Origin of the sequence: Sphingopyxis sp. HIX, assembly GCF_001468285.1 — a bacterium.
Lineage (GTDB): Bacteria > Pseudomonadota > Alphaproteobacteria > Sphingomonadales > Sphingomonadaceae > Sphingopyxis.
On the sequence record NZ_LNSB01000017.1, the window covers coordinates 65,593 to 89,741 of the forward strand.

Here is a 24,149-nt window from a genome sequence, read left to right on the forward strand (position 1 = left end):
ACGGCGGGCCCTTTTGTTGTGGACGAACCGGTGGACAAGTCCGGGGATGAGCCCGGCAGAAGCTGTGGATCAGCTGTTGAGGCTGCGCCGGATCGCGGCGATTTCGGCGTCGAGTTCGCTGTCGCTGACGCGCAGCGCCTCGACCGTGCGCACCGCGTGAATCACGGTCGAATGGTCGCGCCCGCCGAAGCGGCGCCCGATCTCGGGATAGGAGCGCGGGGTCAGTTCCTTCGCGAGGTACATCGCGACCTGCCGCGGGCGCGCGATCGCGCGGACGCGGCGCTTCGACGCCATCTCGCTCTTGTCGAGCTTGTAATGCGCGCAGACCGCGCGCTGGATCTCGTCGATCGTGATCCGCGGGCGCGCGCTGCGAACATTCTCCGCCAGCCGGTCCTCGGCGAGCGCGAGGTCGAGCCGCGCGCCGGTGAGCGCCGCATAAGCGAGCAATTTGTTGAGCGCGCCTTCGAGCTCGCGGATGTTGCGGGTGAAATGCTTGACCAGATAGGCGACGACGTCGCCCGGCACCTCGACCATCGGCATCGCGGCGAGCCGCTGGCGGATGATGCGGTCGCGCAGATCGTCCTCGGGCGCCTCGATGTCGGCAACGAGCCCGCCCGACAGCCGCGACAGCAGCCGCGCTTCGACCCCGTCGAGCATCGCCGGCGGGCGGTCGGCGGTGACGACGAGGCGCTTGCCCGCGGTCATCAGGTCGTCGATCGTGTGGAGCAATTCCTCCTGCGTCGAATTCTTGCCGATCACGAATTGCAGGTCGTCGAGCAGCAGCAGGTCGGCGGCGCGCAGCCGCGCCTTGAACGCCATCATGTCGCCGCCGCGCATCGCGCCGACGAATTCGAGCATGAACTTCTCCGCCGACATCAGGATGATGGTGGCGGTCGGGTGCGCCGTCGCATAATCCTGTGCGATCGCCTGGAGCAGGTGCGTCTTGCCCTGGCCGGTGCCCGAACAGAGGTAGAGCGGGTTGAATTGCGGCGCCTCGACCATCGCCATGCGGCGCGCGGCGTTGGCGGCGAGGATGTTCGAGCGCGCGACGACGAAGCGGTCGAACGACAGCCGCGGGTCGAAACCGAGCAGCGCCGGGTTCGCGGCGGGCGCCGGCGGCGTTTCGAAAGCGGGCAGCGGCGGCTGCGCGAGGATCGCGGCGCGCTCGGCCCCCGCGCTGGCGCCGCGCACGCTGACGCTGCGCACCGCGGGCAAGAGCTGGCGCCACGCGAGTTCGAGCCGGTCGCCGAAACGTTCGTTGATCCAGTTGGCCGAGAAGCGGCTCGTCGCCTCGAGCGTGACGACGCCCGACAGGCTGCAATAGTCGGCGAAGCGCACCGGCTTCAGCCAATGGTCGAAGGTGCGCGCGCCGAGATCGCGGCGGAGCCCTTCGGCCACGCGCGGCCACAGCGTCGCGGCGTCGCCGCTCATCGCCGTTTCTCCGCCACGCTGGCCATAGCTCTCCCCGCCTGAAATCACGCCTGTCCCCCACCTTGCTCGGTCATCGGATGCCCCCCGGCATCGCCCCGGCCGCACAGCATTTCCCCACGCCCCGGTCGCAGGACGCAGTTTCCCGTTCCGCGCAAGCAGCGAAGGACGGCGAATCATGTGATGTGGCGGCCAGCGGCGAAGGCCGATGACACCCCTGTCTAGGCAGGGCGGCGCGAGTCGATCAAGAGCGGGGGATGTAAAAATATTGAAATAAAAATCTTGACTCCCCCGCGACCCCGGAATCGCGCGAAACCGGTATTTTAAATAATTAAATCAATGGTTTAATTGTTACAGTCAGCGTCATGAAAAACGAATCGCGATAAATCCGCGACTTACCGCGATGCAACACTATTGCCATGATGCCGTAACAAAGCCGCCCATCACCTTGTCCCGAAATGGGCACAAAAAAGGACCCGCGGGCGATGCGCCGGCGGGTCCTTTTTGATGCACGATCGGCAAAAGCCGAATCGGGCGGCAATCACGCGATCGCGTTGACGCTCTTGGTCAGGCGCGAATATTTGCGCGCGACGGTGTTCTTGTGGAGCACGCCCTTGGCGACGCCGCGGGCCATTTCGGGCTGCGCAGCCTTCAGCGCGGCAGCGGCGGCATCCTTGTCACCGGCGGCGACGGCATTCTCGACCTTCTTGACCAGCGTGCGAATGCGCGAGACGCGATTCTTGTTCACGACGGTGCGCGCGGTGTTGCGGCGGATGCGCTTTTTTGCCTGGGGCGTATTGGCCATAAATTCCTCGGTTTTCAAACGGTCAAAGTCGGTCGGAGCACAGCGTCACCGGAGCAGCCGAATCGCGCGAAACGTGCGAATCAATGTCCGGATACAGCCGGTTCCGGACAACCGGACCCTGCTCGAAGGGTGCGCCCATAGCCAGATTGTCCTATCAGGTCAACGCCGAAACCGCGCTAACGCTGGCATTTGGGGCAGAAGAAGGTCGAGCGGCCCGACTGGACGATGCGGGCGATCGTGCCGCCGCATTCGCAACGCTGCCCCTCGCGGCCGTAGACGCGCCAGTCCTTGGCGAAATAGCCGAGGTCGCCCTCGGGGCTGAGGAAATCGCGCAGGGTCGATCCGCCCGCGGCGATCGCGGCGGTGAGGACGTCCTTGATCGCGGGCACCAGCAAGGCGAGTTTCGCCCGCGAGACGTCGGCGGCGGGCTTGGCGGGGTGGATGCGCGCCATGTTGAGCGCTTCGCAGACATAGATGTTGCCGAGCCCCGCGACGATCGTCTGGTCGAGCAGCATCGCCTTTATCGGTGCGCGGCGACCGGCGAGCGCCTTCGCCAGATAGGCGGCGTCGAAGGCATCGGACAAGGGTTCGGGACCGAGGGTCACGAAGGCGGGGAAGACGGTGAGCGGGTCGCCCGCGACGAGGTCGACCGAACCGAAGCGACGCGGGTCGTGGAGGAAGAGCCGGTGCCCCGCGCCGGTTTCGATGAGCAGATGGTCGTGCTTGCCCGCCTCGCCGCCCTCGGTCCGCCAGCGTCCCGACATGCCGAGGTGGAAGATCATATGGTCGTCGCGGTCGGTGGAGATCACGCCATATTTGGCGCGGCGCGACAGGGCGGTCACCGTCGCGCCGGTCAGCCGCTGCGCGAGGTCGGCGGGGAAGGCGCGGCGAAGGTCGGGGCGAAAGGTGATGACCGAGGTCAGGCGCTGCCCTTCGAGAAACGGCGCGAGGCCGCGGACGGTGGTTTCGACTTCGGGAAGCTCGGGCATATCGCGGGTTTGGCTACGCGCCATTTGCCTGCGCGGCAAGGCCCCGCTAAAGGCCGGGGCGACTTCGTTTCTCCCCGCAAAGGCGCAACCATCATGGCCACCCCCGACACCGTCAGCTTCGGCTATGAGCAGGTCCCCGCGGGCGAGAAGACCGCGATGGTGGGCGAGGTCTTCAGCCGCGTCGCGCGCAAATATGACATCATGAACGACGCGATGTCGGGCGGCATGCATCGCCTCTGGAAGGACCGCTTCGTGCGCCGCGTGAAGCCGCGCGCGGGCGAGGCGATCCTCGACATGGCGGGCGGCACCGGCGACATCGCGTTCCGCATGGAGAAGTCGGGCGCGAGCATCACCGTCGCCGACATCAACCCCGACATGCTGGGCGTCGGCGTCGAACGCGGGGCCGAGCGCGGGATCGATACGCTGGTGTGGTCCGAGCAGAATGCCGAGAAGCTGTCGTTTCCCGATCAGTTTTTCGACGCCTATACGATCGCCTTCGGCATCCGCAACGTCACCGATATCCCGGCGGCGCTCAAGGAAGCGCATCGCGTGCTGCGCTATGGCGGGCGTTTCTTCTGCCTCGAATTCTCGACCAACGAATGGCCGGGTTTCGCGCAGGCCTATGACGCCTATTCGCACCATCTGGTGCCGAAGCTCGGCAAGCTGATAGCCGACGACGAGGACAGCTATCGCTATCTGATCGAATCGATCCGGCGCTTCCCGCCGATGCCCGAGTTCGCGAAGATGATCGGCGCCGCGGGCTTCACGGCGGTGAAGGTCGAGCCGATCATGGGCGGGCTCGTCGCGATCCACAGCGGGTGGAAGGCTTGACCCGGCCGATCGTCCATATTGCCCGCCTGCTGAAATGGGGGCGTATCCTCGCGCGCCACGGGGCGCTGCGCGGGATCGAGAGCGCGCCGCAGACCCCGATCGGCGTGAAGCGGCTGTGCCGCATCGCGCGCTTCGGCACGTCGCAGCCGGCGGTGCCCGACTATGCCGCCGCCTTCCAGGCGATCGGCCCCGCGGCGGTCAAGCTGGGCCAGACGCTCGCGACGCGCCCCGACCTCGTCGGCGAGGAGGCCGCGCGCAACCTGCTGACCTTGCAGGACGCGCTGGCGCCGGTGCCGTTCGAGCGCATCCGCCAGGAAATCGAACTCACTTTCGAGGCACCGCTCGAAAGCCTCTATAGCGAATTCGAGCCCGTCCCCGTCGGATCGGCCTCGATCGCGCAGGTCCACCGCGCGGTGACCACCGAAGGCCGGCAGGTCGCGGTCAAGGTCCGCCGCCCCGGCATCGACAAGCAGTTCGCGCGCGACATCGACACCTATGAATGGGCCGCCGCGCATCTCGAGGCGCTCGGCGGCGAAGCGACGCGGCTGCGCCCGCGCGAAGTGATCGCGAACTTCCGCCGCTGGACCTTGCGCGAGCTCGACCTCAGGCGCGAGGCGGCGTCGGCGTCCGAGCTCTCCGACGCGATGACCGGCGTGCCGACCTATGAGGTCCCCGCGATCGACTGGGACCGCACCGCCAGCCGCGTGATGACGATGAGCTGGATCGACGGGATCAAGATTTCGCACCGCGAGCGGCTGATCGCGGCGGGGCACGACATGGAGGCCTTGTCGGCGAACCTCGTCAACGCCTTCCTGCGCCAGGCGATCGCCGAGGGCTTTTTCCACGCCGACATGCACCAGGGCAATTTGTTCGTGAAGGCCGACGGGACGATCGCCGCCGTCGATTTCGGCATCATGGGGCGGATCAACCGGCAGGCGCGCTACTGGCTCGCCGAGATCCTCTACGGCCTGACCACGGGCAATTACCGCCGTGTCGCCGAAATCCATTTCGAGGCGCAATATGTCCCCGACTATCATAATGTCGAGGAGTTCGCGACGGCGCTGCGCGCGGTCGGCGAGCCGATGCGCGGCAAGCCGGTGAGCGAGCTCAGCGTCGGCCAGATGCTCGATGGATTGTTCGCGATCACCCGCGACTTCGACATGCAGACGCAGCCGCACCTGCTCCTGCTCCAGAAGACGATGGTAATGGTCGAGGGCGTCGCGACGATGCTCAATCCGAAGATCAACATGTGGGACGTCTCCGGTCCCTTCGTCAGCGAATGGATCCGCGACGAGCTGGGCCCCGAGGCCGCGCTCGCCGACGGCCTCCGCCAGCAGGGCAAGACGCTGGCGCTGATCCCCGACATCATCCGCCGCCTCGACGAACAGCTCCCGAAGAAGGGCGCCGCCCCGCCCGCGCCGCCGCTGCCCGAAATTCCGCTGATGTGGGAGAAGGGCGAGAAACGCGTCTGGTGGCGCTATGCGCTGACGGCTATCCTCGCCGCCTCGGCGGGAGCAGCGGCGGCATGGATCTGGGCCTGAAGATAGCGCGCGGCGGAACCGCGGCGGCGGCGGCGCTGGCACTCGGCGGCTGTCCCAGCAACACGAGCACGCACCTCGTCAGCCTCGACGCGCCGCCGGCCTGGGCCATCGAATATCGGCACGGCACGATCGTCGGGAGTCCGACGACCTTCATCCAGTCGACCTACCGCGTCCGCAGCGGCGACAAGGTCGTGTGGCAGATCGACCTCGCCGCCGAAGATCCCGCCTGCGACGCATTCGCGCCCGAGCCGCGCGACAAGAAATTCCCTGCCGAGCTCCGCTATGGCGAAACGCCGAGCTGCTACCGGCAATCGGTCGCACCGCGACCACTCGAAGAGGGGCACGGCTATCGTTTCGAAAGCGACGATCTCCGCTACAACCACAGCCTGCACGTCATCGGCCAATATTTCATGGTCGAAGCCGGGCGGGTGAAGCCGATATCGCAGAAGCGCTACCGCGAGACGACGGGGGCCGAATGATCGGGCGCTGGTATCGCACGCCATGGGCCCAATGGATCGCGTCGACGCTGGTCGCGGCGATAGAAGCCGCCATATTCGGATTGATCGCATTGGTCGCGATCATCTGGGGCGGCGAGACCGTCGTCTTCGGGTCTTCGGGTCCGGGTATCGCCATGCTGGCCGAGTTGAGCTTGATCCTGCTGCTCTTCGTCTTGCCGCCACTGCTCGTCATCGCGATCGTGCTGCTCTGGCCCGTGCTGCTCGGCCTTTCGGCCATGCTGTGGTTTCCCACGCGACGATCGGGCCGCGTCGTCGCCCCCGGCTGGTGGATTTCCACCGGGGCGGCAACGGGCACGGCCTGCGGGCTGCTCCATTTCCTGGGCGGAACGCCGGCATTCGACATTGTCGAAGGTCCGTTTGCGCCCGCCGTGACGCTGATCTGGACCACGGCCATCGGGGCCTTCGGAACCTGGCGCCTGTATCGCAGGCTGGCCCGGATGGCCGATCCGGTTGCATCGGACCATCTATGCGCATAATCCATGCGCAAGGAGAATGGCGATGAACGGTCCCGCGCGATTCGAAGGCCCCAAGAAGGCCGCGCCCAAGAAGCCTACCAACGTGTCGCTGAGCATCGCGCTGGTCGGTGAAGCCAAAAAACTCGGCATCAACGTCAGCGAAGCGTGTCAGGCGGGGCTCGCCGCCGAGGTCAAAAAGGCGCGGGAAGCGGCGTGGCTGGAAGAAAATCGTGCCGCGATCGAAGCTTCGAACGAATATGTCCGCAAGCACGGACTGCCGCTCGCCAGATACCGGCTGTTCTGATGGCCCAGTTCGACGTCCGAAACACGTCGGAAGGGGCGCTCGTCATCGATTGCCAGTCGAATCTGCTGCGGCATCTGAACACCCGGCTTGTCGTACCGCTCTTGCCCGCGGACGAATTTGAAGTGGTGGCCAGGCGGCTCAATCCGCTCTTCACCATCGAAGGGACGGACTATGTCATGTACACGCAATTTGCCGCGACCCTTGCGGTCAGTCAGCTTGGCGAGGTGATGATGAATCTGGATGACCACAGCCTGATCATCGTCGGCGCGCTCGACGTGCTGGTGACCGGAGTCTGATAATGGCCGCGAAACGCATCCTCCTCATCATCGGCGGCGGCATCGCCGCGTACAAAAGCATCGAGTTGGTGCGACTGTTGCGGAAAGGCGGATATGTCGTGCGCTGCGTGATCACGCGCGCGGGCGAGCAGTTCGTGACGCCGCTGACGCTGGCGGCGCTCAGCGAGAACAAGGTCCATACCAGCCTGTTCGACCTCAAGGACGAGGTCGAGATGGGGCATATCCAGCTCAGCCGCGAGGCCGACCTGGTCGTCGTCGCGCCCGCGACCGCCGACCTGCTGGCGAAGATGGCGAACGGTCTGGCCGACGACCTGGCGACCACCCTGCTGCTCGCGACGGACAAACCGGTGCTCGCGGCGCCCGCGATGAATGTGCGCATGTGGCTGCACGCCGCAACCCGGCGCAATGTCGTGACGCTTCGCGGTGACGGCGTGACGGTGATGGAGCCCGACGAGGGCGAGATGGCGTGCGGCGAATATGGCCCGGGGCGGCTGCCCGAGCCGGCAGCGATCTTTGCCGCGATCGAGAAGGCCCTGGCTAATGCGCCCGCGGTCGCGCCGCTGACCGGCCAGCCCGATTTCGCGCCCGCGAACCACCGCCCGCTGCACGGGCGCCGCATCCTGATCACCGCGGGGCCGACGCACGAGCCGATCGACCCGGTGCGCTATATCGCCAACCGGTCGAGCGGGAAGCAGGGTTTCGCGATCGCCGCCGCCGCCGCCGAAGCGGGCGCCGAGGTGCTGCTGATCGCGGGGCCGGTGCCGCTGCCGACCCCGCCCGGCGTGATCCGCGTCGATGTCGAGACCGCGCGCGAGATGGCGGCCGAGGTCGAGCAGGGCCTGCCCGTCGACGCCGCGATCATGGTCGCCGCGGTCGCCGACTGGCGCGCCGCCGACCCGTCGGCGCAGAAGATCAAGAAGGACGGCAGCGGGCGGGTACCGCCGCTCGCGCTCGCCGAAAACCCCGACATTCTCGCTACCGTCGCGAAGAGCGTACAGCGCCCGCCTTTGCTCATCGGCTTCGCCGCCGAGACCAACGACGTGCTCGCGCATGCGGAGGCCAAGCTCGACCGCAAGGGCTGCGACTGGATCGTCGCCAACGACGTCGCCGCCGACCCGATGGGGGGCGAGACGAATCGGGTACATATCGTTAGCAAAAGCGGCGTAGACAGCTGGGACCGGCTGCCCAAACAGGCCGTCGCCCGCAAATTGATGGAAAAGATCGCCGATGAGCTCGATGCGCGTGTCCCAACTCACTCCGATTGAAATCCGGATCCAGCGGCTGCCCAATGGCGGCGGCCTGCCCCTGCCCGCCTATGCGTCGGACGGCGCGGCGGGGATGGACGTCGTCGCGGCGGAGTCGCTGACGATCCGCCCCGGCACGCGTCACGCGGTCGCGACGGGCTTCGCGATGGCGATCCCGCCGGGCTATGAGGTGCAGGTGCGCCCGCGCTCGGGGCTCGCGCTCAAGCACGGCATCACCTGCCTCAACACGCCGGGGACGATCGACAGCGACTATCGCGGCGAGGTGAAGGTGATCCTCGCCAACCTCGGCGACGAGAATTTCGAGATCAAGCGGGGCGACCGCATCGCGCAGCTGGTGCCCGCCCCCGTGCAGCGCGCGAGCTTCGCCGAGGTCGAGGCGCTCGACGAAACCGCGCGCGGCGCGGGCGGCTTTGGCTCGACCGGCGTCGCGAGCGAGGCCGAAAGCAGCGAAGGCGAGGAAGAGCCGATCGACGACAGCGTCCCCGACAATGTCGGCTCGCTGTCGGAGGTCAAGATGCGGCGGTCGGGGGAGTAATTGCTCTCCGACGCCGAACTCGACCGTTACGCCCGCCAGATCATCCTGCCGCAGTTCGGCGGCGCGGGGCAGGCGAAGCTGAAAGCCGCGCACATCGCCGTGATCGGCGCGGGCGGGATCGGCTGTCCGGCGATCACCTATCTCGCCGCCGCGGGCGTCGGGCGGCTGACGATCGTCGACCATGACCATGTCGAGCTGTCGAACCTGCAACGCCAGCCGCTGTTCACCGACGCCGATATTGGCGCCTCCAAGGCCGAAGTCGCGGCCGATGCCGCGCGGCGAATCAATCCGCATGTCGAGGCGGTCGCGGTGGTCCAGCGGCTGGACAGCAGCAATGCTGACACTCTGCTCGCGGGCGCAAGCCTGGTCCTCGACGGGTGCGACAATTTCGACACAAGGCTCGCGGTCAACCGCGCCGCAGTAGCGCTCCAGATCCCGCTGCTCTCCGCCGCGATCGGGGCGTTCGAGGGACAGGTTGCGCTCTACGAGGGCTGGCGCGAGGGCGCGCCCTGCTACCAGTGCCTGGTCGGCGCGGATCCCGACCGCGAAGGGATCAATTGCGCCGAGACCGGGGTGATGGGCGCGCTCGCGGGCATGGTCGGGACGATGGCGGCGCTCGAGGCGGTGCGCGCGCTGACCGGCTGGGGATCACCGCTTGCCGGGCGGCTCGCCATCGTCGATATGCTCGAGCGGCGCTGGCGCGAGGTCGGCGTCGCCAAGGACCCGGGGTGCCCGGCATGTCGAGCCTGAACATCATCGTCGCGGTCGCCGAGGGGCGGCGGCTCTATGCGGCGCTCGAAGCGGCGATGGCGTCGGCGGCGCTCGGACGTCCGACGCGCGTCTTCCTGCAGGGCGAGGCGGCGGCGCTGCTGCGCGATCCGGTGAGTTTCGCGGGCGACGCGGCGCGCCGCGCGGCGGGACAACCCGAGCTCGCGTGGATGGTCGAGGAAGCGATCGCGATGGAGGTCGGGCTGTTCGTCTGCCAGTCGGGCATGGCGCTGGTCGGCGTCGCCGCGACCGAGCTGGTGCCGCATGTGAAGGCGGCGGGGCTGGTGAGCTTCATGGCCGATATCGGGCCGGGGGACCGGCTGGTGGTGTACTGAAATATCGATCCTCCCCACGCGCAGCGATGGGGAGGATCACAAGCCTAAGAATTGTCGCACACCTTGATATCCTCGGGCTCCGGCCGGTTGCCGTCGGGGACGAAGCGCGCGAGATAGCCGCCGGCGTGCTGCTTGTCGTCGTAGGACAGGAGTTTGTACCCCACCGCCTCGAACTCGCAGACGAGCAGGCGGAAGGGCGTGCCATGGTCGGCGATCGGCCGGTCGCCGTCGACGACGAGGATCTGCCCGCCCTGACGCAGCGCCGGGCGCAGCCGCCAGAGGAAGGCATAGGGCTCGCCGATCTCGTGATACATATGGACCATGAACACGCGGTCGAAGCTGGCGGCGGGGAGCCGCGGATCGTCGACCGCGCCGAGCTTGATCGAGACATTGTCGAGCCGCTCGCGCGCGACGCGGTCGGCGAGGCGCTCGATCACCTCGGGCATGATGTCCTGCGCAAGCACGCGCCCGTTCGCGCCGACGCGCTGCGCGAGGCGCACGGTATAATAGCCGTCGCCCGCGCCGATGTCGGCGACGGTCATGCCCGGGCGGACATCGGCCGAGTCCATCACATCCTCGGCCTCGTTCACCCGGTCGCGCGCCTCCTCGGTCGACCATTTGGTCGACACCGTCGGCGCGACGGGGCGGTCGGCGGGCGGGAAGTCGCGCGCGGTCGCGGCGCGGTCGCCGTCCTGATCCCATGGCGGCGCGTCGCAGCCGCCGAGCAGCGGCAAGGCCGCGAGCGCGGCGAGGACGGCGCCGCGCAGCATCAGTCGATATCCTCGACGTCGACCTTTTCGCCGGTGACCTTCTGCGACAGCGCCGCCGCCATGAAGGGATCGAGCGCGCCGTCGAGCACATCGGAAGGCGCCGTGGACGTTACCCCGGTGCGCAAATCCTTCACCAGCTGATAGGGCTGGAGGACATAGGAGCGGATCTGGTGGCCCCAGCCGATCTCGGTCTTCGCCTGATATTCGCCCGACGCCGCGGCCTCGCGCTTCTGCAGCTCGGCCTCGTACATCCGCGCCTTCAGCATGCCCATCGCGGTCGCGCGGTTCTTGTGCTGCGAGCGGTCGTTCTGCGACGCGACGACGATGCCCGTCGGGATGTGCGTGATGCGCACCGCCGAGTCGGTGGTGTTGACGTGCTGGCCACCCGCCCCCGAGGCGCGATAGGTATCGATCTTGAGGTCGCCCTCGTTGATCTCGATATCGATATTGTCGTCGATCACCGGATAGACCCACACCGACGAAAAGCTGGTGTGGCGCCGCGCCGAGCTGTCGTAGGGCGAGATGCGGACGAGGCGGTGGACGCCGCTCTCGGTCTTCGAATAGCCATAGGCATTCTCGCCCTTGACCAGCATCGTTGCCGACTTGATCCCCGCCTGCTCGCCCGCCTGATATTCGACCAGCTCGACCTTGAACCCGCGCTTTTCGGCCCAGCGGCTGTACATGCGCTGGAGCATTTCGGCCCAGTCCTGGCTCTCGGTGCCGCCGGCGCCCGCATGGACCTCGATATAGGCATCGTTGGCGTCGGCCTCGCCCGCGAGCAGGGCTTTGATCTTGTCTTCCTCGGCGCGCGCCGCGAGCGCGGCCAGGCCCGCGACGGCCTCGTCGACCATCGCCTCGTCGCCTTCCATCTCGGCCAGCTCGATCAATTCGGCGGTGTCGGCGCATTCGGTTTCGATCGCGCGCGTCGCGGTGATCGCCTCGTCGAGGCGGCGACGTTCGCGCATGACCTCCTGCGCCGCCTTGGCGTCGTTCCACAGGGTCGGATCCTCGACCTTGGCGTTCAGCTCGTCGAGTCGGCGCAGCGCGCGGTCCCAGTCGAGGAACCGCCGCAGCAGCGCCAGCGCGGCGCCGATCTTGTCGATATGATCCTGCGCTTCGGCGCGCATGTTCTAGCTCCTGAAAAAATGTCGATCACGCCCTTACGGCCTGTCGGGCCGAAGGGAAAGAAACTCGCGAACCGTCAGATGATGCCGCCGCGATCCTCGAGGAAGTCGCTGTCGCTGCGGCGGCCATTGCCCTGTTGCACCGGCGCGTCCTGGCGCGTCGCGGCCTTGGCGGGCTTGATCTCGGCCTCGCGGATCGTCCGCCTGGGCTCGCTTTCGGGCTTGAACGCCTCCCAGATGATCGACGCCTTGGGGTCGGTGCCCGGCCAGCTGCCATAGACGCGGCGGCCCGACTGGCGGTCGATGCGCACCATGCGGATGCCCTTTGGGGCCGAGAAGGGGATCGGCTGGCGGTCGTCGAGCCCGACGAGCGCGAAATCCTTGAAGATCGGCGCCGCGAGGCTGCCGCCCTGCGCATAGCCGCCCATCGAGCGCGGCTGGTCGAAACCGATATACATGCCCGCGACGACGTCGGGGGTGCCGCCGACGAACCAGACGTCGTTCGGACCCGAGGTCGTCCCCGTCTTGCCGAAGATCGGCACGCCGAGGTCGCGCAGCCGCACCGCGGTGCCGCGCTGGACGACACCTTCGAGCATATGGACGACCTGATAGGCGGTGAGCGGATCCATCAGCTGTTTGCCCGACTTGGCGAAGCGCGGCATCGGGCGCCCGTCCCAATCCTTCTTGTTGCAGCCGACGCAGGGTTTCCAGTTGACCGGGAAGATCACCTTGCCGCGGCGATCCTGGACATAGTCGATCACCCGCGGCTTCAATTCGCGGCCGTGGTTGGCGAGCATCGCATAGGCATTGGTGATCTTCTCGACCGTCGTCGAACCCGCGCCGAGCGCTGTCGACAGATAGGGTTCGTGCTCGCCGATGCCCATGGTGCGGATCGTGTCGACCACCGGCTCCATGCCCACCTGGCTTGCCGCGCGCACCGTCATCAGGTTGCGCGACTGTTCGAGGCCCCAGCGCATCGTATGCTCGCCGCTGCCGCCCGCGCCGCCGAAGTTGCGGAAACATTTGTTGCCGAAACGCGCACCCTGATAGACGCAGAAGCTGCCGTCGACGATCATCGTCGCGGGCGTCATGCCATTGTCGAGCGCGGCGGCATAGACGAAGGGCTTGATCGTCGAGCCCGGCTGGCGCTCGGCCTGCGTCGCGCGGTTGAAGGGTGAGAGGCGGACGTCGAAACCGCCCTGCATCGCGAAGATGCGGCCCGAATGCGGGCTCTCGGCGATGAAGCCGCCCGACACCTCGGGGATATTACGAAGGGCATAGCTGCCGCCGCCGGTCGCCTTGACCGCGATCAGGTCGCCCGGGCGCATCGCCGAGAAGGCGCTGCCGCCGGTCTTGCGATAACCCTGCATCGCGGCGCCGGCAGGGAGCCGGCCGGTGTCGCCGTTGGCGAAGCCGATGCGCGCCTCGCCGGCGTTCTTCGACAGCACCGCGGCGATGCGCCAGCCGTCGTAGTCGATGCCGATGAAGCTCGACGCGAGGCGGCTCTGCCACTGGTCGTCGGCCTCGATCGTCGCGATCGGCCCCGACCAGCCCTTGCCCGCGTCGTAGCGGAGCAGGCCTTTGCGCAGCGCGGTCGTTGCCGCGGCCTGCATCTTGCCGTCATAGGGCGTGCGTACCCAGAGGCCGCCGGCATAGGCGCTGTGCGGGCCGTCCTCGGCGGTCTCGCCGAACTGGGCGATCAGCTGGCGGCGCACCTCTTCCATATAATAGCCGCCGACCTGCGCGATCGCGGTGTTGCCGCTGCTGGTGAGGCCGAGCGGCATCGCGCGCGCGGCATCGCGCTGCGCGGCGGTGATCCAACCGTTCTGCTCCATCGACCCGAGCACGAAATTGCGCCGCGCCAGCGCTTCGGCCTCGTTGCGCGCGCGGCCATATTTCTCGGGCGCCTTGGGCAGGATCGCGAGGAAGGCCATTTCGTGGAGCTGGAGCTGGTCGACGTCCTTGTCGAAATAGGCGCGGCTCGCGGCCTGCACCCCGAAGCTGCGGCGCCCGAGCGGGATTTCGTTGAGATAGAGTTCGAGGATCTGTTCCTTGGTCAGCGCGTCTTCGATGCGCATCGCGAGGATCGCCTCGCGCACCTTGCGGCGATAGCTGAGCTCGTTGGTGAGCAGCAGGTTCTTCGCGACCTGCTGGGTGATCGTCGAGGCGCCGACCGGGCGGCCGCTGCTGGTCAGGTTGGTGACGATCGCGGTCGCGATGCCCGGATAGTCGATGCCGCCGTGGCTGAAGAAAGTCTTGTCCTCGGCCGCGAGGAAGCTGCGCACCAGGAGCTGCGGATATTCGCTATATTCCAGCTGGACGCGGCGTTCGCGCGCATAGCTGTGCACCGGCTTGCCCTCGGCATCGCGAACCATCGTCGGCAGCGGCGGCTCGTAATCGCGCAATTGCTCGACCGACGGCAGGTCGCGCGCGAAGATCAGCCAGATCAGGAACAGGCCGACGAGGCCGGTCAGCGCAAGATAACCGAGCCAGCGGAACCAGCGGCGCGTCCACATCGAACGGAACCAGCTCGCGACGGCATTGCTGTCGCGGCGCAGACGATAGCGGAAGTGGGACGTGGTCTCGGCGGCCATAGGCTCCCGCCTCTAAAGCGTGCGCCCGCGAAAGGGAAGCATGGTTGCGGTGGAGCGCTGGTGACCAACTGTCGGTGCTGGAAGGGTTTCGCGCAAAGACGCAAAGACACGAAGGGGCCGTGATTGCCGCGAAGCGGCTTTCTCCGCCGGACGCAGCGCCTTGTCGCTCCGAATGGAGAGAATGGGGCCTGTCGGCCCCGTCCCTTCTTCGTGTCTTCGTGTCTTTGCGTCTTTGCGCGAAATCTCTTTCTTACCGGGCGCGGCCTCTCGCGCTGACCGGCCAGATCGCGACGAGCGTCTCGCCCTCGACGACATGATAATGGTCGTAGAGGTTCACCGTGGGGTCGCAGTGGGGCACCGTGAGCGTCACCGGATCGCCGGGGGCGAGCGTTTCGCCGATGCCGGGCGAAATCAGCGCGGCATGCTCGTCGCCCATGAAGGCGAAGAAGGCGCTCTCGGGCGCCCCGCGCCGCACGACCGCGACGCCGCCGTCGGTCGACAGCGACTTATAGCCGGCATCGATGGTGACGAGGCCGCTGTGGTTGGCGCTGACGATGCGGGCGTCGACGCCGAGCGAGGTTTCGAAGGGCACCGTAGCGTCGCCGGTCAAATCGCAGTCGAGATATTGCTTGTCCATGAAGACATAAGAGCCCGCCTGCAGCTCGGTAAAGACGCCGAGATCGAGGTCGATGCGGTGGGTGCCGGTGCCCGATCCGGTGACGATCTCGGGTGCGTGGCCGGCGGCGGTCAGTGCGGCGATCACGGTCTGCAGATAGGCGGTCCGCTCCTCGATCGCGGCGCGGCGATCGGCGTAAGCCTCGATATGCTGCTGCCGGCCGCAGTAAAATTGCACGCCGCGATAGTTGAGGTTCGGGAGGCCGGCGATCGCTTCGGCGAGCGCCACCGCCGCTTGCGCCGAGGCGACGCCGGTGCGCGCGATGCCGGGGTCGATATCGATGATCACATCCAGCGAGACGTCGAGCGCCGCGTCGATCCGCGCCGCGACTGCCGTATGGTCGACCACCGCCATCAGCCCCTCGGCCGTGCCCGCGAGCGCCGCGAGCCGCTCGATCGCGCGCGGTGCGGCGACGGGCGAGGTGATGAGGATGCCGGTCACGCCGCCCTCGGCGAGCACCTCGGCCTCGCCGATCTTGGCGCAGCAGACGCCCGAAGCGCCCGCCGCGAGTTGGCGCCTGGCGATATCGACGCTCTTGTGCGTCTTGGCGTGCGGGCGGAGGCCCACACCATGCGACGCCGCGAGCCCCGCCATCGCCGCGATATTGCGATCGAGCGCATCGCCATCGAGCACCAGCACCGGCGTGTTGAGGTCGGCGCGGCTCCCCTGCCGGCCGACCAGATGGGCGTGGAGCGTCAGATCGTCGGTCATGAGAACAAGGCTTCCAGATGCGGGTTGAGGAATTTGCCGCCCGGGTCGGCCGCACGGCGAACGCTGCGATAATTTTCGGCCATCGGGTAGAGCGCATCGACGTCGTCCCGGCTCAGCGTGTGGCGCTTGGCCCAGTGCGGGCGGCCGCCGTTGGCGCGGAAGATCGTCTCGGCGTCGGCAAAGACGGTCTGCCACGGCATCTTCGCATATTGGTGCATCGAGATCGCCGCGACCGGCCCGGCGTTCATCGGGCTCATCCAAAGGTCGTCGGCAGCGACGGTGCGATATTCGAAAGGGAAGGTCACCGGCAGCCGCTTCTTGCGGATCCAGCCGACGACCTCCGCCAGCGTGTCGAGCCCCGCGGCGCGCGGCACTTCATATTCCATTTCCTCGAAACGGATCGTGCGATCCGAGGGAAAGATCGCATGCGCCGGTCCGCGGCGGCGACCGTTCATATCGGTCTTCATCATCCCGCGCTGGAGGATGGGGGTCAGGAAGGGCAGCTTCGCTGCGATGTCCAAAACGCGGCGGAACGCCGTCTCCTCCATATCGGTCGTGCTCGGCGGGGGGTCGCAGGGATCGCAAAGGTCGAGCGTCTTCAGGATCACCTGATCGGCGTGCGGGAAGAACCAGAATTCGATATGGCGATGCTGCGCCGCGAGTTCGTCATAGCTTTCGCGGATTTCGTCCCAGCGGCGCTTCTCGATGCGCTCCGCCAAGTGAAAGGCCGGCACAACCGCGACCTCGATCTCGGTCGCGATCCCGAACATCCCGAGCGACAGCCGCTGTGCCTGGTAGAGGTCGGGCTCGGCCCGTGCGTTGCACCAGCGCGCCTCGCCGTCGGCGCCGATCAGGCGGAAACCGCGCGCCATCGTTGCCAAGCTGCCGAGGTCGACCCCGGTGCCGTGCGTCCCCGTCGCCATTGCACCGGCGAGCGACTGCGGGTTGACGTCGCCTTGGTTGGCGAGCGCCACCCCCTCCTCCCAGAGCGCCGCGGTGAGCCGCTTGATGCTCCAGCCCGCGGGGATACGCGCGGTTTGGCGGTCGGGCGCGACCGTGATTTCGCCGGGGAGCAAGTCGAGGCCGAGGATCAGTTCGTCCGATTCGCAAAGCGGCATGAAGCTGTGACCGGCACCGGTCGCACGCACCTTGCCGGCCTTGCGGACGAGATCGGCGAGTTCGTCCTCGCTTACGGGGCGGGTGACAGCGACGGGCGCGGCGACGCTGCCCGACCAATTGCTCCAGCCCATCGCGCTCTCCCTTCGACCGGCGCGAAGCTGTCGGCGCGGAACACGCTGGTCAAGGATTAGTTCGAGGCGATCTGCCGCGCGAAGTGGATCTGCACCGCCTGGCGCACCCCGCGCGCAACCTTTTTCTGTCCCTCGGCCGAGGCGAGGAAGTCGGCGTCGCTTTCGTTCGAGATAAAGCCGGTTTCGAAGAGCACCGACGGCGTGTCGGGCGCCTTCAGCACCACGAAGGACGCGAAGCGATGCGCGGTGGTGCGGAATTTGACGTTGCCCGACGCCTCGCGCTGGAGCAGGCGGGCGAAGTCGGACGCGACATTCATCGTCTCGCGCTGCGTCAGGTCGAGCAGGATCGACGACACATCGCTGCTGTGCGCCCCGAGGTCGACGCCGTTGATGATGTTCGCCTTGTTCTCGCGCGCCGCGAGCCGTGCCGCCTCGCGGTCGGAAGCGACTTCCGATAGCGTGTAGATCGATGCGCCGCTCGCCTGCTGGTTCTCGGCAGCATCGGCGTGGACCGAGATGAAGAGGTCGGCCTTCAGCCGCCGCGCGATGCCATAGCGTTCCTCGAGCACCAGATAGCGGTCGTCGCCGCGCGTCAGCGCGACACGGACGCGCCCCGACGCGATCAGATCGTCGCGGATCGCACGCGCCAGCGCCAGCGTGATGTCCTTCTCACGCTTGCCGCTGTGCGGGCTGATCGCTCCCGGATCGTGCCCGCCGTGGCCCGCGTCGATGACGACGAGCGGCAGGCGCGGGTTGTCGGGCCCTTCGATCCGGGGCAGCGCGACCGCGGGCTTGGGTTTGCCGATCGGGACGGTCACCGAATAGCGTTTTTCGGGGCGCTTGGCGCGAAACTGCGCCGGCGGCTGGAGTTCGAGGCGGGGGCCACGCGAGGCGCGGCGGAATTCCTCGGCCGATACCGGATCGAGCCTGAAGCTCAGGCTGCGCCCGTCGGCGGCGAAGCGCGCGTTCGATACCAGCGCCGGGCGGTCGAGGTCGAGCACGACACGCGCGGTGCCCGGGCCCTGCTGGCCCTGGCGCACGGCGCGCACCAGCCCCGCGCCCTGCGGCGAATGCCCCGCCTCGGCCCCCGAAATGTCGAGCGCGATGCGGTCGGGACCCGCGAGCAGCAAGGTAGAGGCGCCCGCGACGAGATCGTCGAAACGCACGGTCACCTCGCCCTCGCCGATCTCGATCGCGCCGATATTGCCGGCGAGCACCGCGGGCGTCGCGAGCAGCGTCGAAAGAAAGAGCGGGAGGAGCAGCACGGCGCGTTTATGCCGCGAGCGACGGCGGCTGGTCCAGTCTTTATCCGAAAACATCCAAGGCCACCTGCGGGTCATCACGATGAACCGGTCATTAGGCATGCCCCGTCAAGTCGCGGTGAAGCGGAAGGGTTAACCGGCAATTCAGCACGATTCGCCCGCGCGCGGCCCGCCCCCCTTGCCGAGGCCTTGTCCCGGCACCATTTTTTGGGGCGGGCGGTTGCCGTTGGCGACCACCGATGCTAGCACCGCCCACGCTGACGGTGTCATCGCCTGAACCGTCGGGCCTTATGCGGGGACTGCGCCCGTCCGGATCGGACGGCATCGCTCCCCCGGTGCCCGGCAGAACAGGCATGGCGACCTGCCGTCGGCCCACCCCGGATGCGCGGGGCAGCGAAAGAAGATCGGACATCTGGTCGATTCGCAGCTTCGGGCATCCCGCAACAGGTTGATGCCGCATGAGGCTTGCCATGCCCTCTTTCGATCGCGACGCCGGCGCTTTTGCGTCCGCTGCCGCGACGGAAGACCGCATGCGCGTCCAGAACCGGACGCGGGCCGCATCAGGCAATAACGTCTTTTTTTCTTTGAACCCTATCGACCGCAGTCCTCCTTCGTGGAGGGCCGCGGCCTTTTTTGTTGGCGCGCCATCGCGCGCCTGGAGTGATAATAATGACCACGCGCATGTTGATCGACGCGCGGCATCGGGAAGAAACCCGTGTCGCCGTCACCAAGGGAAACCGCATCGAGGAGTTTGATTTCGAGTCCGCCGAGCACAAGCAGCTCAAGGGCAATATCTATCTGGCCAAGGTTACCCGCGTCGAACCGTCGCTGCAGGCGGCGTTCGTCGAATATGGCGGCAATCGCCACGGTTTCCTCGCGTTCAGCGAAATCCATCCCGACTATTACCAGATTCCCAAGGAAGACCGCGAAGCCCTGCTCCGCGAAGAGGCCGAGCATGCCGCCGCCGCGGCGATGCGCGCCGAAGAGGATCTCGACGAGCTGGAAGGCGACGTCGCCGAGGTCGAGCGCCCCGACGAGGACGAAAATGGCGACGCGCCGCAGCCCGAAACCGTCGGCGAGGAGCCCGAGGGTGACGAGGACCATGGCGACGACGAGCCGGGCGACGCCGACGACAATGGCGAAGCCGAAGAGGGCGCCGAAGAATCCAAGGACGGCCGCGGCGACCGCAAGGGGCGCGGGCGCGGGCGCGACGGCCGCAAGGGCCGCGGTCGCGGGCGCCGTCGCGACGACGAAGAGGACGGCGAGAGCCGCATGTCGCTCCGCCGCCGTTACAAGATCCAGGACGTCATCCGCCGCCGCCAGGTGATGCTGGTCCAGGTCGTCAAGGAAGAACGCGGCAACAAGGGCGCCGCGCTCACCACCTATCTGTCGCTCGCCGGCCGCTATTGCGTGCTGATGCCGAACACGATGCACGGCGGCGGGATCAGCCGCAAGATTTCGAACGGCGCCGATCGCCGCAAGCTGAAGGCGATGATCGACGAGCTCAACCTGCCGCCGACGATGGGCTGCATCGTGCGCACCGCGGGGATGAGCCGCACCAAGGTCGAGATCAAGCGCGACTTCGACTATCTCGCGCGCGTCTGGGACGAGATTCGCGAGAATACCTTGGGCTCGAGCGCCCCGGCGCTGATCCATTCGGACAGCGACCTGGTGAAGCGCGCGATCCGCGACATCTATCACAAGGATATCGAGGAAGTGCTCGTCGAGGGCGACGAGGGCTATAAGGCCGCGAAGCAGTTCATGAAATTGCTGATGCCGAGCCACGCGCGGCGCGTGAAGCAATATGCCGACCCGGTCTCGCTCTACCAGCGCTACGGCGTCGAGGACCAGCTGGCGGGGATGCTCAATCCCGTCGTCCAGCTGAAGTCGGGCGGCTACCTCGTGATCAACCCGACCGAGGCTCTGGTGTCGATCGACATCAACTCGGGCCGGTCGACCCGCGAGCATAATATCGAGCAGACCGCGCTCAACACCAACCTCGAAGCCGCGCACGAGATCGCACGCCAGCTGCGCCTGCGCGACATGGCGGGGCTGATCGTGATCGACTTCATCGACATGGATCATGGCTCGAACGTCCGCAAGGTCGAGCGCGCGATGAAGGACGCACTCAAGAACGACCGTGCGCGCATCCAGATCGGCCGCATCTCGGGCTTCGGCCTCATGGAGATGAGCCGCCAGCGGCTGCGCACCGGCGTGCTCGAAGCCTCGACGCGCCCCTGCCCGCATTGCGAAGGCACCGGCCTCGTCCGCACCGCGTCGTCGGCGGGGCTCAGCGCACTGCGCATGATCGAAGAGGAAGCCGCGCGCGGCAAGGGCAGCAAGATCATCCTGCGCGCGAGCCAGGAAGCGACCTTCTACCTCCTCAACGAAAAGCGCCGCGAGCTGCGCGAAATCGAGGAACTCTACGGCGTCAGCGTCGAAATCCTGCCCGACGGCGAGACCGAGGGCGCGCGCATGGCGATCGAGGTCGGCGGCCCGCCGCCCGTCGCCCGCCGCAGCTTCGCCCCGATCGTCGAGATCGAGGAAGAAGAGGAAGAGGAATTCTTCGAAGAGGAAGAAGAAGCCGAGGCCGAAGAAGAAGAAACCGAGCGTCCGCACGAACGCCAGCGCGAGCGTGACGGCGAGGAAGGCGAAGGCGACGGGCGCAAGCGCCGCCGCCGCCGCCGCCGCGGCCGCCGCGGCCGCCGCGACGAGGAAGGCAGCGAAGCCGGCGAAGGCGAAGCCGCGAACGACGACGAGCCCGAAGCAAGCGACGACGAAGCGGTGACCGAGGAAACACCCGCCGAAGCGGTGGAAACCGAGGCGGAAGCCGAAGCCGAAGCCAAGCCCCGCCGCCGCCGTGGCGGACGCGGCCGCAAGGCAAAGGACGAGGCCGTCGAGGCCGAAGCCGTGGAAGCCGAGGCCGAGGCCGAGGCGCCTGTTGCCGAAACGGCTCCAGAGCCGGCCGCCGAGGCAGCGCCCGCCGCCGAGGAAAAGCCGAAGCGCAAGCCGCGCCGGACCAAGGCGCAGATCGCCGCCGAGGAAGCCGCCGCCGCCGAAGCTCCGGTCGAGGCCGAGCCGGTGGTCGAGGCCGAAGCCGAAGCCGAAGCCGAAGCCGCCAAGCCCGCACCGAAGAAGCGCGCGCCGCGCAAGACCAAGGCCGCGGCTGCCGCCGCTGCCGAGGAAGCGGCGACCGCGTCGGACGTGGCCGAGGCCGGCGAAACGGTCGCCGCGGAGGGCGAGGAAGCTTCCGACGGCGAACCGCGCCGCGGCTGGTGGCAGCGCACCTTCGGCAACTGATCGCGGCTATTGATCGGCGGCGACCGGTCATATCGTCGTGATCGCCCTTGCGTCCGGGCGCCCCGAACCCCACAAGGCCTCCATGGCTTCAGTTGCGGTTCAGGCGCCCGGCGCGAGGACGATCCCATGAATTTTTCCGTACCGCAGCGCATCTGGCGCGCCGACGCTTGGCGTGCACTCGTCCGGCTGCTGGTGACGGTCGCCGTCCTCCTCGCGGTCGCGGTGCGTCCGGTGGCCGCGCAGTCGATCCTGCGCGACGCCGAAACCGAGGCCCTGCTCCAGGACATGATGGACCCGCTGCTCGTCGCCGCGGGGCTCCAGCCGGGACAGGTCCGCGTCCACCTGCTCGGCGAGCGCAGCATCAACGCCTTCGTCGCGGGTAGCCAGGATATCTATGTCTTTTCGGGCCTGATCGAGGCCGCGGGCAGCGCCGAGGAAGTGCAGGGCGTGCTCGCGCACGAGCTCGGCCATGTGATGGGCGGCCACGCGATCCGCGTGAACGACGGCGCGAAGACGGCGACGGGCATCTCGCTGTTGAGCCTGCTGCTCGGCGCCGCGGCGATCGCGGCCGGCGCGGGCGAGGCGGGCATGGGCGTCATGATGGCGGGGCAGCAGGCCGCGCTCGGCAAGTTCCTCGCCTTCAGCCGCGTCCAGGAATCGACCGCCGACGCCGCGGGCGCGCAATATCTGTCGAAAGCCGGGATCAGCGGCCGCGGCAGCCTCGCCTTCTTCAAGCGGCTGCAGAATATCGAATTCCGCTATGCGGTGAAGCAGGACGACGACCAGGCCTATGGCCGCACCCACCCACTGTCGGGCGACCGCATCCAGGCGCTGCGCGAAGTCTATATGGTCGATCCCGCCTGGGAGAAACCCGCCGACCCCGCGATCGAGGCCCGCTTCCAGCGCGTGAAGGCCAAGCTCGAGGGCTATATCGCCGAGCCCGAGCGGACGCTGCGCAAATTCCCCGAAAGCAACACCAGCATCCCGGCGCGCTACGCCCGCGCCTATGCGTGGCACAAGAGCGCCTATCCGCAAAAGGCGCTCGCCGAGGTCGAGGGGCTGCTCAAGGCCGACCCCAACGATCCCTATTTCCTCGAACTCGAAGGCCAGGTTCTGCTCGAATCGGGGCGCCCCAAGGAAGCGATCGCGCCGCTGCGCAAGGCCGTCGCGGGCTCGCGTTCGCAGCCGCTGATCGCGGGCACGCTTGGCCACGCGCTGATCGCCACCGAGGAACCCGGCAATTTCGCCGAGGCCGAGGAGGTACTCAAGACCGCGGTCGCGCTCGACAACCAGAACCCCTTCGCCTGGTACCAGCTCGGCATCGTCTATGCGAACAAGGGCGATCAGGCGCGCGCCGCGCTCGCCTCGGCCGAACGCTACAGCCTCGAGGGTGGACAGGCGATGCTCGCGCTGCGTAACGCCGACCTGGCGATGCAGGGCCTGCCCGAAGGGTCGCCCGACTGGATTCGTGCACAGGATATTTCGCTGGTCGCGCGCGCCGAGGTGGAACGCGAGCGCAAACGGCGCTAGATTCGGGCAAAGCGAATTGGGGAATGCGTCGCACAGGCGATGCACAAGGGCGACAAGTGACGGATAGAAAAGACGATTATTACCAGCCGTGGCTGCGCGACGCGCCGCCGCCGACGGCGCCCGCGCCGGCCGAACCGCCGCGCGGCGCGCCCGACGCCGGCTCCGACGGCGGCCTCGCCAAGCCGCGCGAGGTGCCGCCCGTCGGCCTCGACGTGTCGCGCTACCCCGCCGAGGAGCGTGTGCCGAGGCCGCCCGCAGTCGACACGGAGCGGCTGAAGGCCGGGGCGAGCGGGCTGTGGAAAGCGGTTCGCACCGGCAGCAGCGCCTTTGCCGAATGGACGATCCGCGTCGGCGAGCGCGCCGACATCCCCGCGCGCGTCGAGGCGATGGAAATCCCGCGCCGCTCGCGCGAACTCGCCGGGCGCGCCGCCGAGGGGGCCGCGCGCGCCGCGAAGGCCGCCGGGCGCGGCACGGCGCGCGGCAGCGCCGCCGCAGCGGCGGCGAGCGCGAAGGCCTGGGACAAGATGGCGCTCGGCGAAAAGGTCGGCAAATTGTCGAGCGGCGCGCAGCGTGGGCTGGGCGAGGTTGCAGGCAAAGCCGGCGACGCGCTGGGCCAGGCCGCGAAGGCGGGCAAGGAAAGCCTGGGCGAGGCCGCGACCAAACTGCGCCCCGCCCCGCGCGAGGAGGCCGCGCCGCCGCCCTCGGGGCTCGAACAATTGCTCGCGCGCGAGGAAGCCGAAGCGGCGGCGAGCGCCGCGACGACCCAGCCCGCTGCGCCCGACCTGCCGCTCTTCGCCGGCGAGCCGGGCATCGAACTCGCCGCGCCCAAGCCGGCGGCGGCGAAGAGCGGCAGGTCGGGCGC

20 protein-coding genes and 2 pseudogenes are annotated in these 24,149 nt (G+C 67.9%); 13 read left to right on the forward strand and 9 right to left on the reverse strand.

The genetic code is table 11. The annotated features are described in order from the left end of the window. Positions 1-69: 69 nt before the first annotated feature. The 3 genes from dnaA to mutM form a co-directional block, all read right to left on the reverse strand. Positions 70-1,431 carry a chromosomal replication initiator protein DnaA gene (gene dnaA, locus ATE62_RS10035; RefSeq protein ID WP_058808806.1) on the reverse strand — a complete coding sequence of 454 codons (1,362 nt, stop codon included), beginning with the start codon at positions 1,429-1,431 and terminating at the stop codon, positions 70-72. A gap of 538 nt (positions 1,432-1,969) precedes the next feature. Further along, positions 1,970-2,233, reverse strand: coding sequence for a 30S ribosomal protein S20 (gene rpsT, locus ATE62_RS10040; protein ID WP_054590504.1), 264 nt, complete (start codon positions 2,231-2,233; stop codon positions 1,970-1,972). Positions 2,234-2,409: 176 nt separating this feature from the next. Further along, positions 2,410-3,222 carry a bifunctional DNA-formamidopyrimidine glycosylase/DNA-(apurinic or apyrimidinic site) lyase gene (gene mutM / locus ATE62_RS10045; protein WP_058808805.1) on the reverse strand — a complete coding sequence of 271 codons (813 nt, stop codon included), beginning with the start codon at positions 3,220-3,222 and terminating at the stop codon, positions 2,410-2,412. A 93-nt stretch (positions 3,223-3,315) separates the two neighbouring features. On the opposite strand from mutM, the gene ATE62_RS10050 reads away from it, so the two are divergent. The 10 genes and pseudogenes from ATE62_RS10050 (at position 3,316) to ATE62_RS10095 (ending at position 10,070) form a co-directional block, all read left to right on the forward strand. Next, a complete protein-coding gene (locus tag ATE62_RS10050; protein ID WP_058808804.1) occupies positions 3,316-4,053 on the forward strand; it encodes a class I SAM-dependent methyltransferase in 738 nt (245 codons plus the stop codon). After that, positions 4,050-5,594, forward strand: coding sequence for a 2-polyprenylphenol 6-hydroxylase (gene ubiB / locus ATE62_RS10055; protein WP_058808839.1), 1,545 nt, complete (start codon positions 4,050-4,052; stop codon positions 5,592-5,594). The genes ATE62_RS10050 and ubiB overlap by 4 nt, the downstream gene beginning before the upstream one ends. Continuing rightward, positions 5,579-6,073, forward strand: coding sequence for a hypothetical protein (locus ATE62_RS10060; protein ID WP_058808803.1), 495 nt, complete (start codon positions 5,579-5,581; stop codon positions 6,071-6,073). The genes ubiB and ATE62_RS10060 overlap by 16 nt, the downstream gene beginning before the upstream one ends. After that, entirely contained in the window at positions 6,070-6,588 is a 519-nt protein-coding gene (locus tag ATE62_RS10065; protein ID WP_058808802.1) for a hypothetical protein, read from the forward strand. Before ATE62_RS10060 ends, ATE62_RS10065 begins: the two co-directional genes overlap by 4 nt. A gap of 22 nt (positions 6,589-6,610) precedes the next feature. Next, on the forward strand, positions 6,611-6,871 hold the full coding sequence (locus ATE62_RS10070; protein WP_058808838.1) for a type II toxin-antitoxin system CcdA family antitoxin: 261 nt from the start codon (positions 6,611-6,613) through the stop codon (positions 6,869-6,871). Next, entirely contained in the window at positions 6,871-7,167 is a 297-nt protein-coding gene (locus ATE62_RS10075) for a CcdB family protein (RefSeq protein WP_058808801.1), read from the forward strand. Before ATE62_RS10070 ends, ATE62_RS10075 begins: the two co-directional genes overlap by 1 nt. Before the next feature lie 2 nt (positions 7,168-7,169). Continuing rightward, positions 7,170-8,432 (forward strand): bifunctional phosphopantothenoylcysteine decarboxylase/phosphopantothenate--cysteine ligase CoaBC, encoded by a 1,263-nt coding sequence (coaBC, locus tag ATE62_RS10080; RefSeq protein ID WP_058808800.1) that lies wholly within the window; start codon positions 7,170-7,172, stop codon positions 8,430-8,432. Then, positions 8,404-8,856 (forward strand): annotated as a pseudogene (gene dut, locus ATE62_RS10085) (dUTP diphosphatase); the annotation flags it as partial. The gene coaBC and the pseudogene dut, both read left to right, overlap by 29 nt. A gap of 111 nt (positions 8,857-8,967) precedes the next feature. Continuing rightward, complete coding sequence (locus tag ATE62_RS10090; RefSeq protein WP_058808798.1) at positions 8,968-9,717, forward strand: HesA/MoeB/ThiF family protein; 750 nt, start codon at positions 8,968-8,970, stop codon at positions 9,715-9,717. Then, on the forward strand, positions 9,705-10,070 hold the full coding sequence (locus tag ATE62_RS10095) for a DsrE family protein (protein ID WP_058808797.1): 366 nt from the start codon (positions 9,705-9,707) through the stop codon (positions 10,068-10,070). Before ATE62_RS10090 ends, ATE62_RS10095 begins: the two co-directional genes overlap by 13 nt. 44 nt (positions 10,071-10,114) lie before the next feature. Here the strand turns inward: ATE62_RS10095 and ATE62_RS10100 are convergent, their stop codons facing one another. The 6 genes from ATE62_RS10100 to ATE62_RS10125 all read right to left on the reverse strand — a co-directional run bounded on the left by ATE62_RS10100 (position 10,115) and on the right by ATE62_RS10125 (position 18,514). After that, a complete protein-coding gene (locus tag ATE62_RS10100) occupies positions 10,115-10,840 on the reverse strand; it encodes a class I SAM-dependent methyltransferase (RefSeq protein WP_058808796.1) in 726 nt (241 codons plus the stop codon). After that, a complete protein-coding gene (prfB, locus tag ATE62_RS10105; RefSeq protein WP_058808795.1) occupies positions 10,840-11,967 on the reverse strand; it encodes a peptide chain release factor 2 in 1,128 nt (375 codons plus the stop codon). The genes ATE62_RS10100 and prfB overlap by 1 nt, the downstream gene beginning before the upstream one ends. 74 nt (positions 11,968-12,041) lie before the next feature. Then, positions 12,042-14,558: a penicillin-binding protein 1A gene (locus ATE62_RS10110; protein ID WP_058808794.1), complete on the reverse strand. Its 2,517-nt coding sequence runs from the start codon at positions 14,556-14,558 to the stop codon at positions 12,042-12,044. Positions 14,559-14,808: 250 nt separating this feature from the next. Next, complete coding sequence (locus tag ATE62_RS10115; protein ID WP_058808793.1) at positions 14,809-15,945, reverse strand: DSD1 family PLP-dependent enzyme; 1,137 nt, start codon at positions 15,943-15,945, stop codon at positions 14,809-14,811. Next, positions 15,942-17,195, reverse strand: a complete 1,254-nt coding sequence (locus ATE62_RS10120; RefSeq protein ID WP_058808792.1) for a D-arabinono-1,4-lactone oxidase — start codon at positions 17,193-17,195, stop codon at positions 15,942-15,944. The genes ATE62_RS10115 and ATE62_RS10120 overlap by 4 nt, the downstream gene beginning before the upstream one ends. 56 nt (positions 17,196-17,251) lie before the next feature. Beyond that, a complete protein-coding gene (locus ATE62_RS10125) occupies positions 17,252-18,514 on the reverse strand; it encodes an N-acetylmuramoyl-L-alanine amidase (RefSeq protein ID WP_058808791.1) in 1,263 nt (420 codons plus the stop codon). 612 nt (positions 18,515-19,126) lie between these two features. Between ATE62_RS10125 and ATE62_RS10130 the strand changes: the two genes are divergently transcribed. From ATE62_RS10130 to ATE62_RS10140, 3 genes and pseudogenes are all read left to right on the forward strand, one after another. Then, positions 19,127-21,757 (forward strand): Rne/Rng family ribonuclease, encoded by a 2,631-nt coding sequence (locus ATE62_RS10130; RefSeq protein ID WP_197411703.1) that lies wholly within the window; start codon positions 19,127-19,129, stop codon positions 21,755-21,757. 126 nt (positions 21,758-21,883) lie between these two features. After that, positions 21,884-23,287, forward strand: coding sequence for a M48 family metalloprotease (locus ATE62_RS10135; protein ID WP_058808790.1), 1,404 nt, complete (start codon positions 21,884-21,886; stop codon positions 23,285-23,287). 56 nt (positions 23,288-23,343) lie between these two features. Then, positions 23,344-24,149 (forward strand): annotated as a pseudogene (locus ATE62_RS10140) (thioredoxin domain-containing protein); the annotation flags it as partial.

Excerpts from the sequence above, each read along its gene's own strand:
- ATE62_RS10065 (WP_058808802.1), top strand. The coding sequence starts at position 6,070 with ATGATCGGGCGCTGGTATCGCACGCCATGGGCCCAATGGATCGCGTCG.
- ATE62_RS10060 (WP_058808803.1), top strand. The coding sequence starts at position 5,579 with ATGGATCTGGGCCTGAAGATAGCGCGCGGCGGAACCGCGGCGGCGGCG.
- ATE62_RS10120 (WP_058808792.1), bottom strand. The coding sequence starts at position 17,195 with ATGGGCTGGAGCAATTGGTCGGGCAGCGTCGCCGCGCCCGTCGCTGTC.
- prfB (WP_058808795.1), bottom strand. The coding sequence starts at position 11,967 with ATGCGCGCCGAAGCGCAGGATCATATCGACAAGATCGGCGCCGCGCTG.
- ATE62_RS10115 (WP_058808793.1), bottom strand. The coding sequence starts at position 15,945 with ATGACCGACGATCTGACGCTCCACGCCCATCTGGTCGGCCGGCAGGGG.
- ATE62_RS10125 (WP_058808791.1), bottom strand. The coding sequence starts at position 18,514 with ATGTTTTCGGATAAAGACTGGACCAGCCGCCGTCGCTCGCGGCATAAA.
- ATE62_RS10095 (WP_058808797.1), top strand. The coding sequence starts at position 9,705 with ATGTCGAGCCTGAACATCATCGTCGCGGTCGCCGAGGGGCGGCGGCTC.
- coaBC (WP_058808800.1), top strand. The coding sequence starts at position 7,170 with ATGGCCGCGAAACGCATCCTCCTCATCATCGGCGGCGGCATCGCCGCG.
- rpsT (WP_054590504.1), bottom strand. The coding sequence starts at position 2,233 with ATGGCCAATACGCCCCAGGCAAAAAAGCGCATCCGCCGCAACACCGCG.
- dnaA (WP_058808806.1), bottom strand. The coding sequence starts at position 1,431 with ATGAGCGGCGACGCCGCGACGCTGTGGCCGCGCGTGGCCGAAGGGCTC.
- ATE62_RS10100 (WP_058808796.1), bottom strand. The coding sequence starts at position 10,840 with ATGCTGCGCGGCGCCGTCCTCGCCGCGCTCGCGGCCTTGCCGCTGCTC.
- ATE62_RS10110 (WP_058808794.1), bottom strand. The coding sequence starts at position 14,558 with ATGGCCGCCGAGACCACGTCCCACTTCCGCTATCGTCTGCGCCGCGAC.
- ATE62_RS10070 (WP_058808838.1), top strand. The coding sequence starts at position 6,611 with ATGAACGGTCCCGCGCGATTCGAAGGCCCCAAGAAGGCCGCGCCCAAG.
- ATE62_RS10135 (WP_058808790.1), top strand. The coding sequence starts at position 21,884 with ATGAATTTTTCCGTACCGCAGCGCATCTGGCGCGCCGACGCTTGGCGT.
- ATE62_RS10130 (WP_197411703.1), top strand. The coding sequence starts at position 19,127 with ATGACCACGCGCATGTTGATCGACGCGCGGCATCGGGAAGAAACCCGT.
- mutM (WP_058808805.1), bottom strand. The coding sequence starts at position 3,222 with ATGCCCGAGCTTCCCGAAGTCGAAACCACCGTCCGCGGCCTCGCGCCG.
- ATE62_RS10075 (WP_058808801.1), top strand. The coding sequence starts at position 6,871 with ATGGCCCAGTTCGACGTCCGAAACACGTCGGAAGGGGCGCTCGTCATC.
- ATE62_RS10050 (WP_058808804.1), top strand. The coding sequence starts at position 3,316 with ATGGCCACCCCCGACACCGTCAGCTTCGGCTATGAGCAGGTCCCCGCG.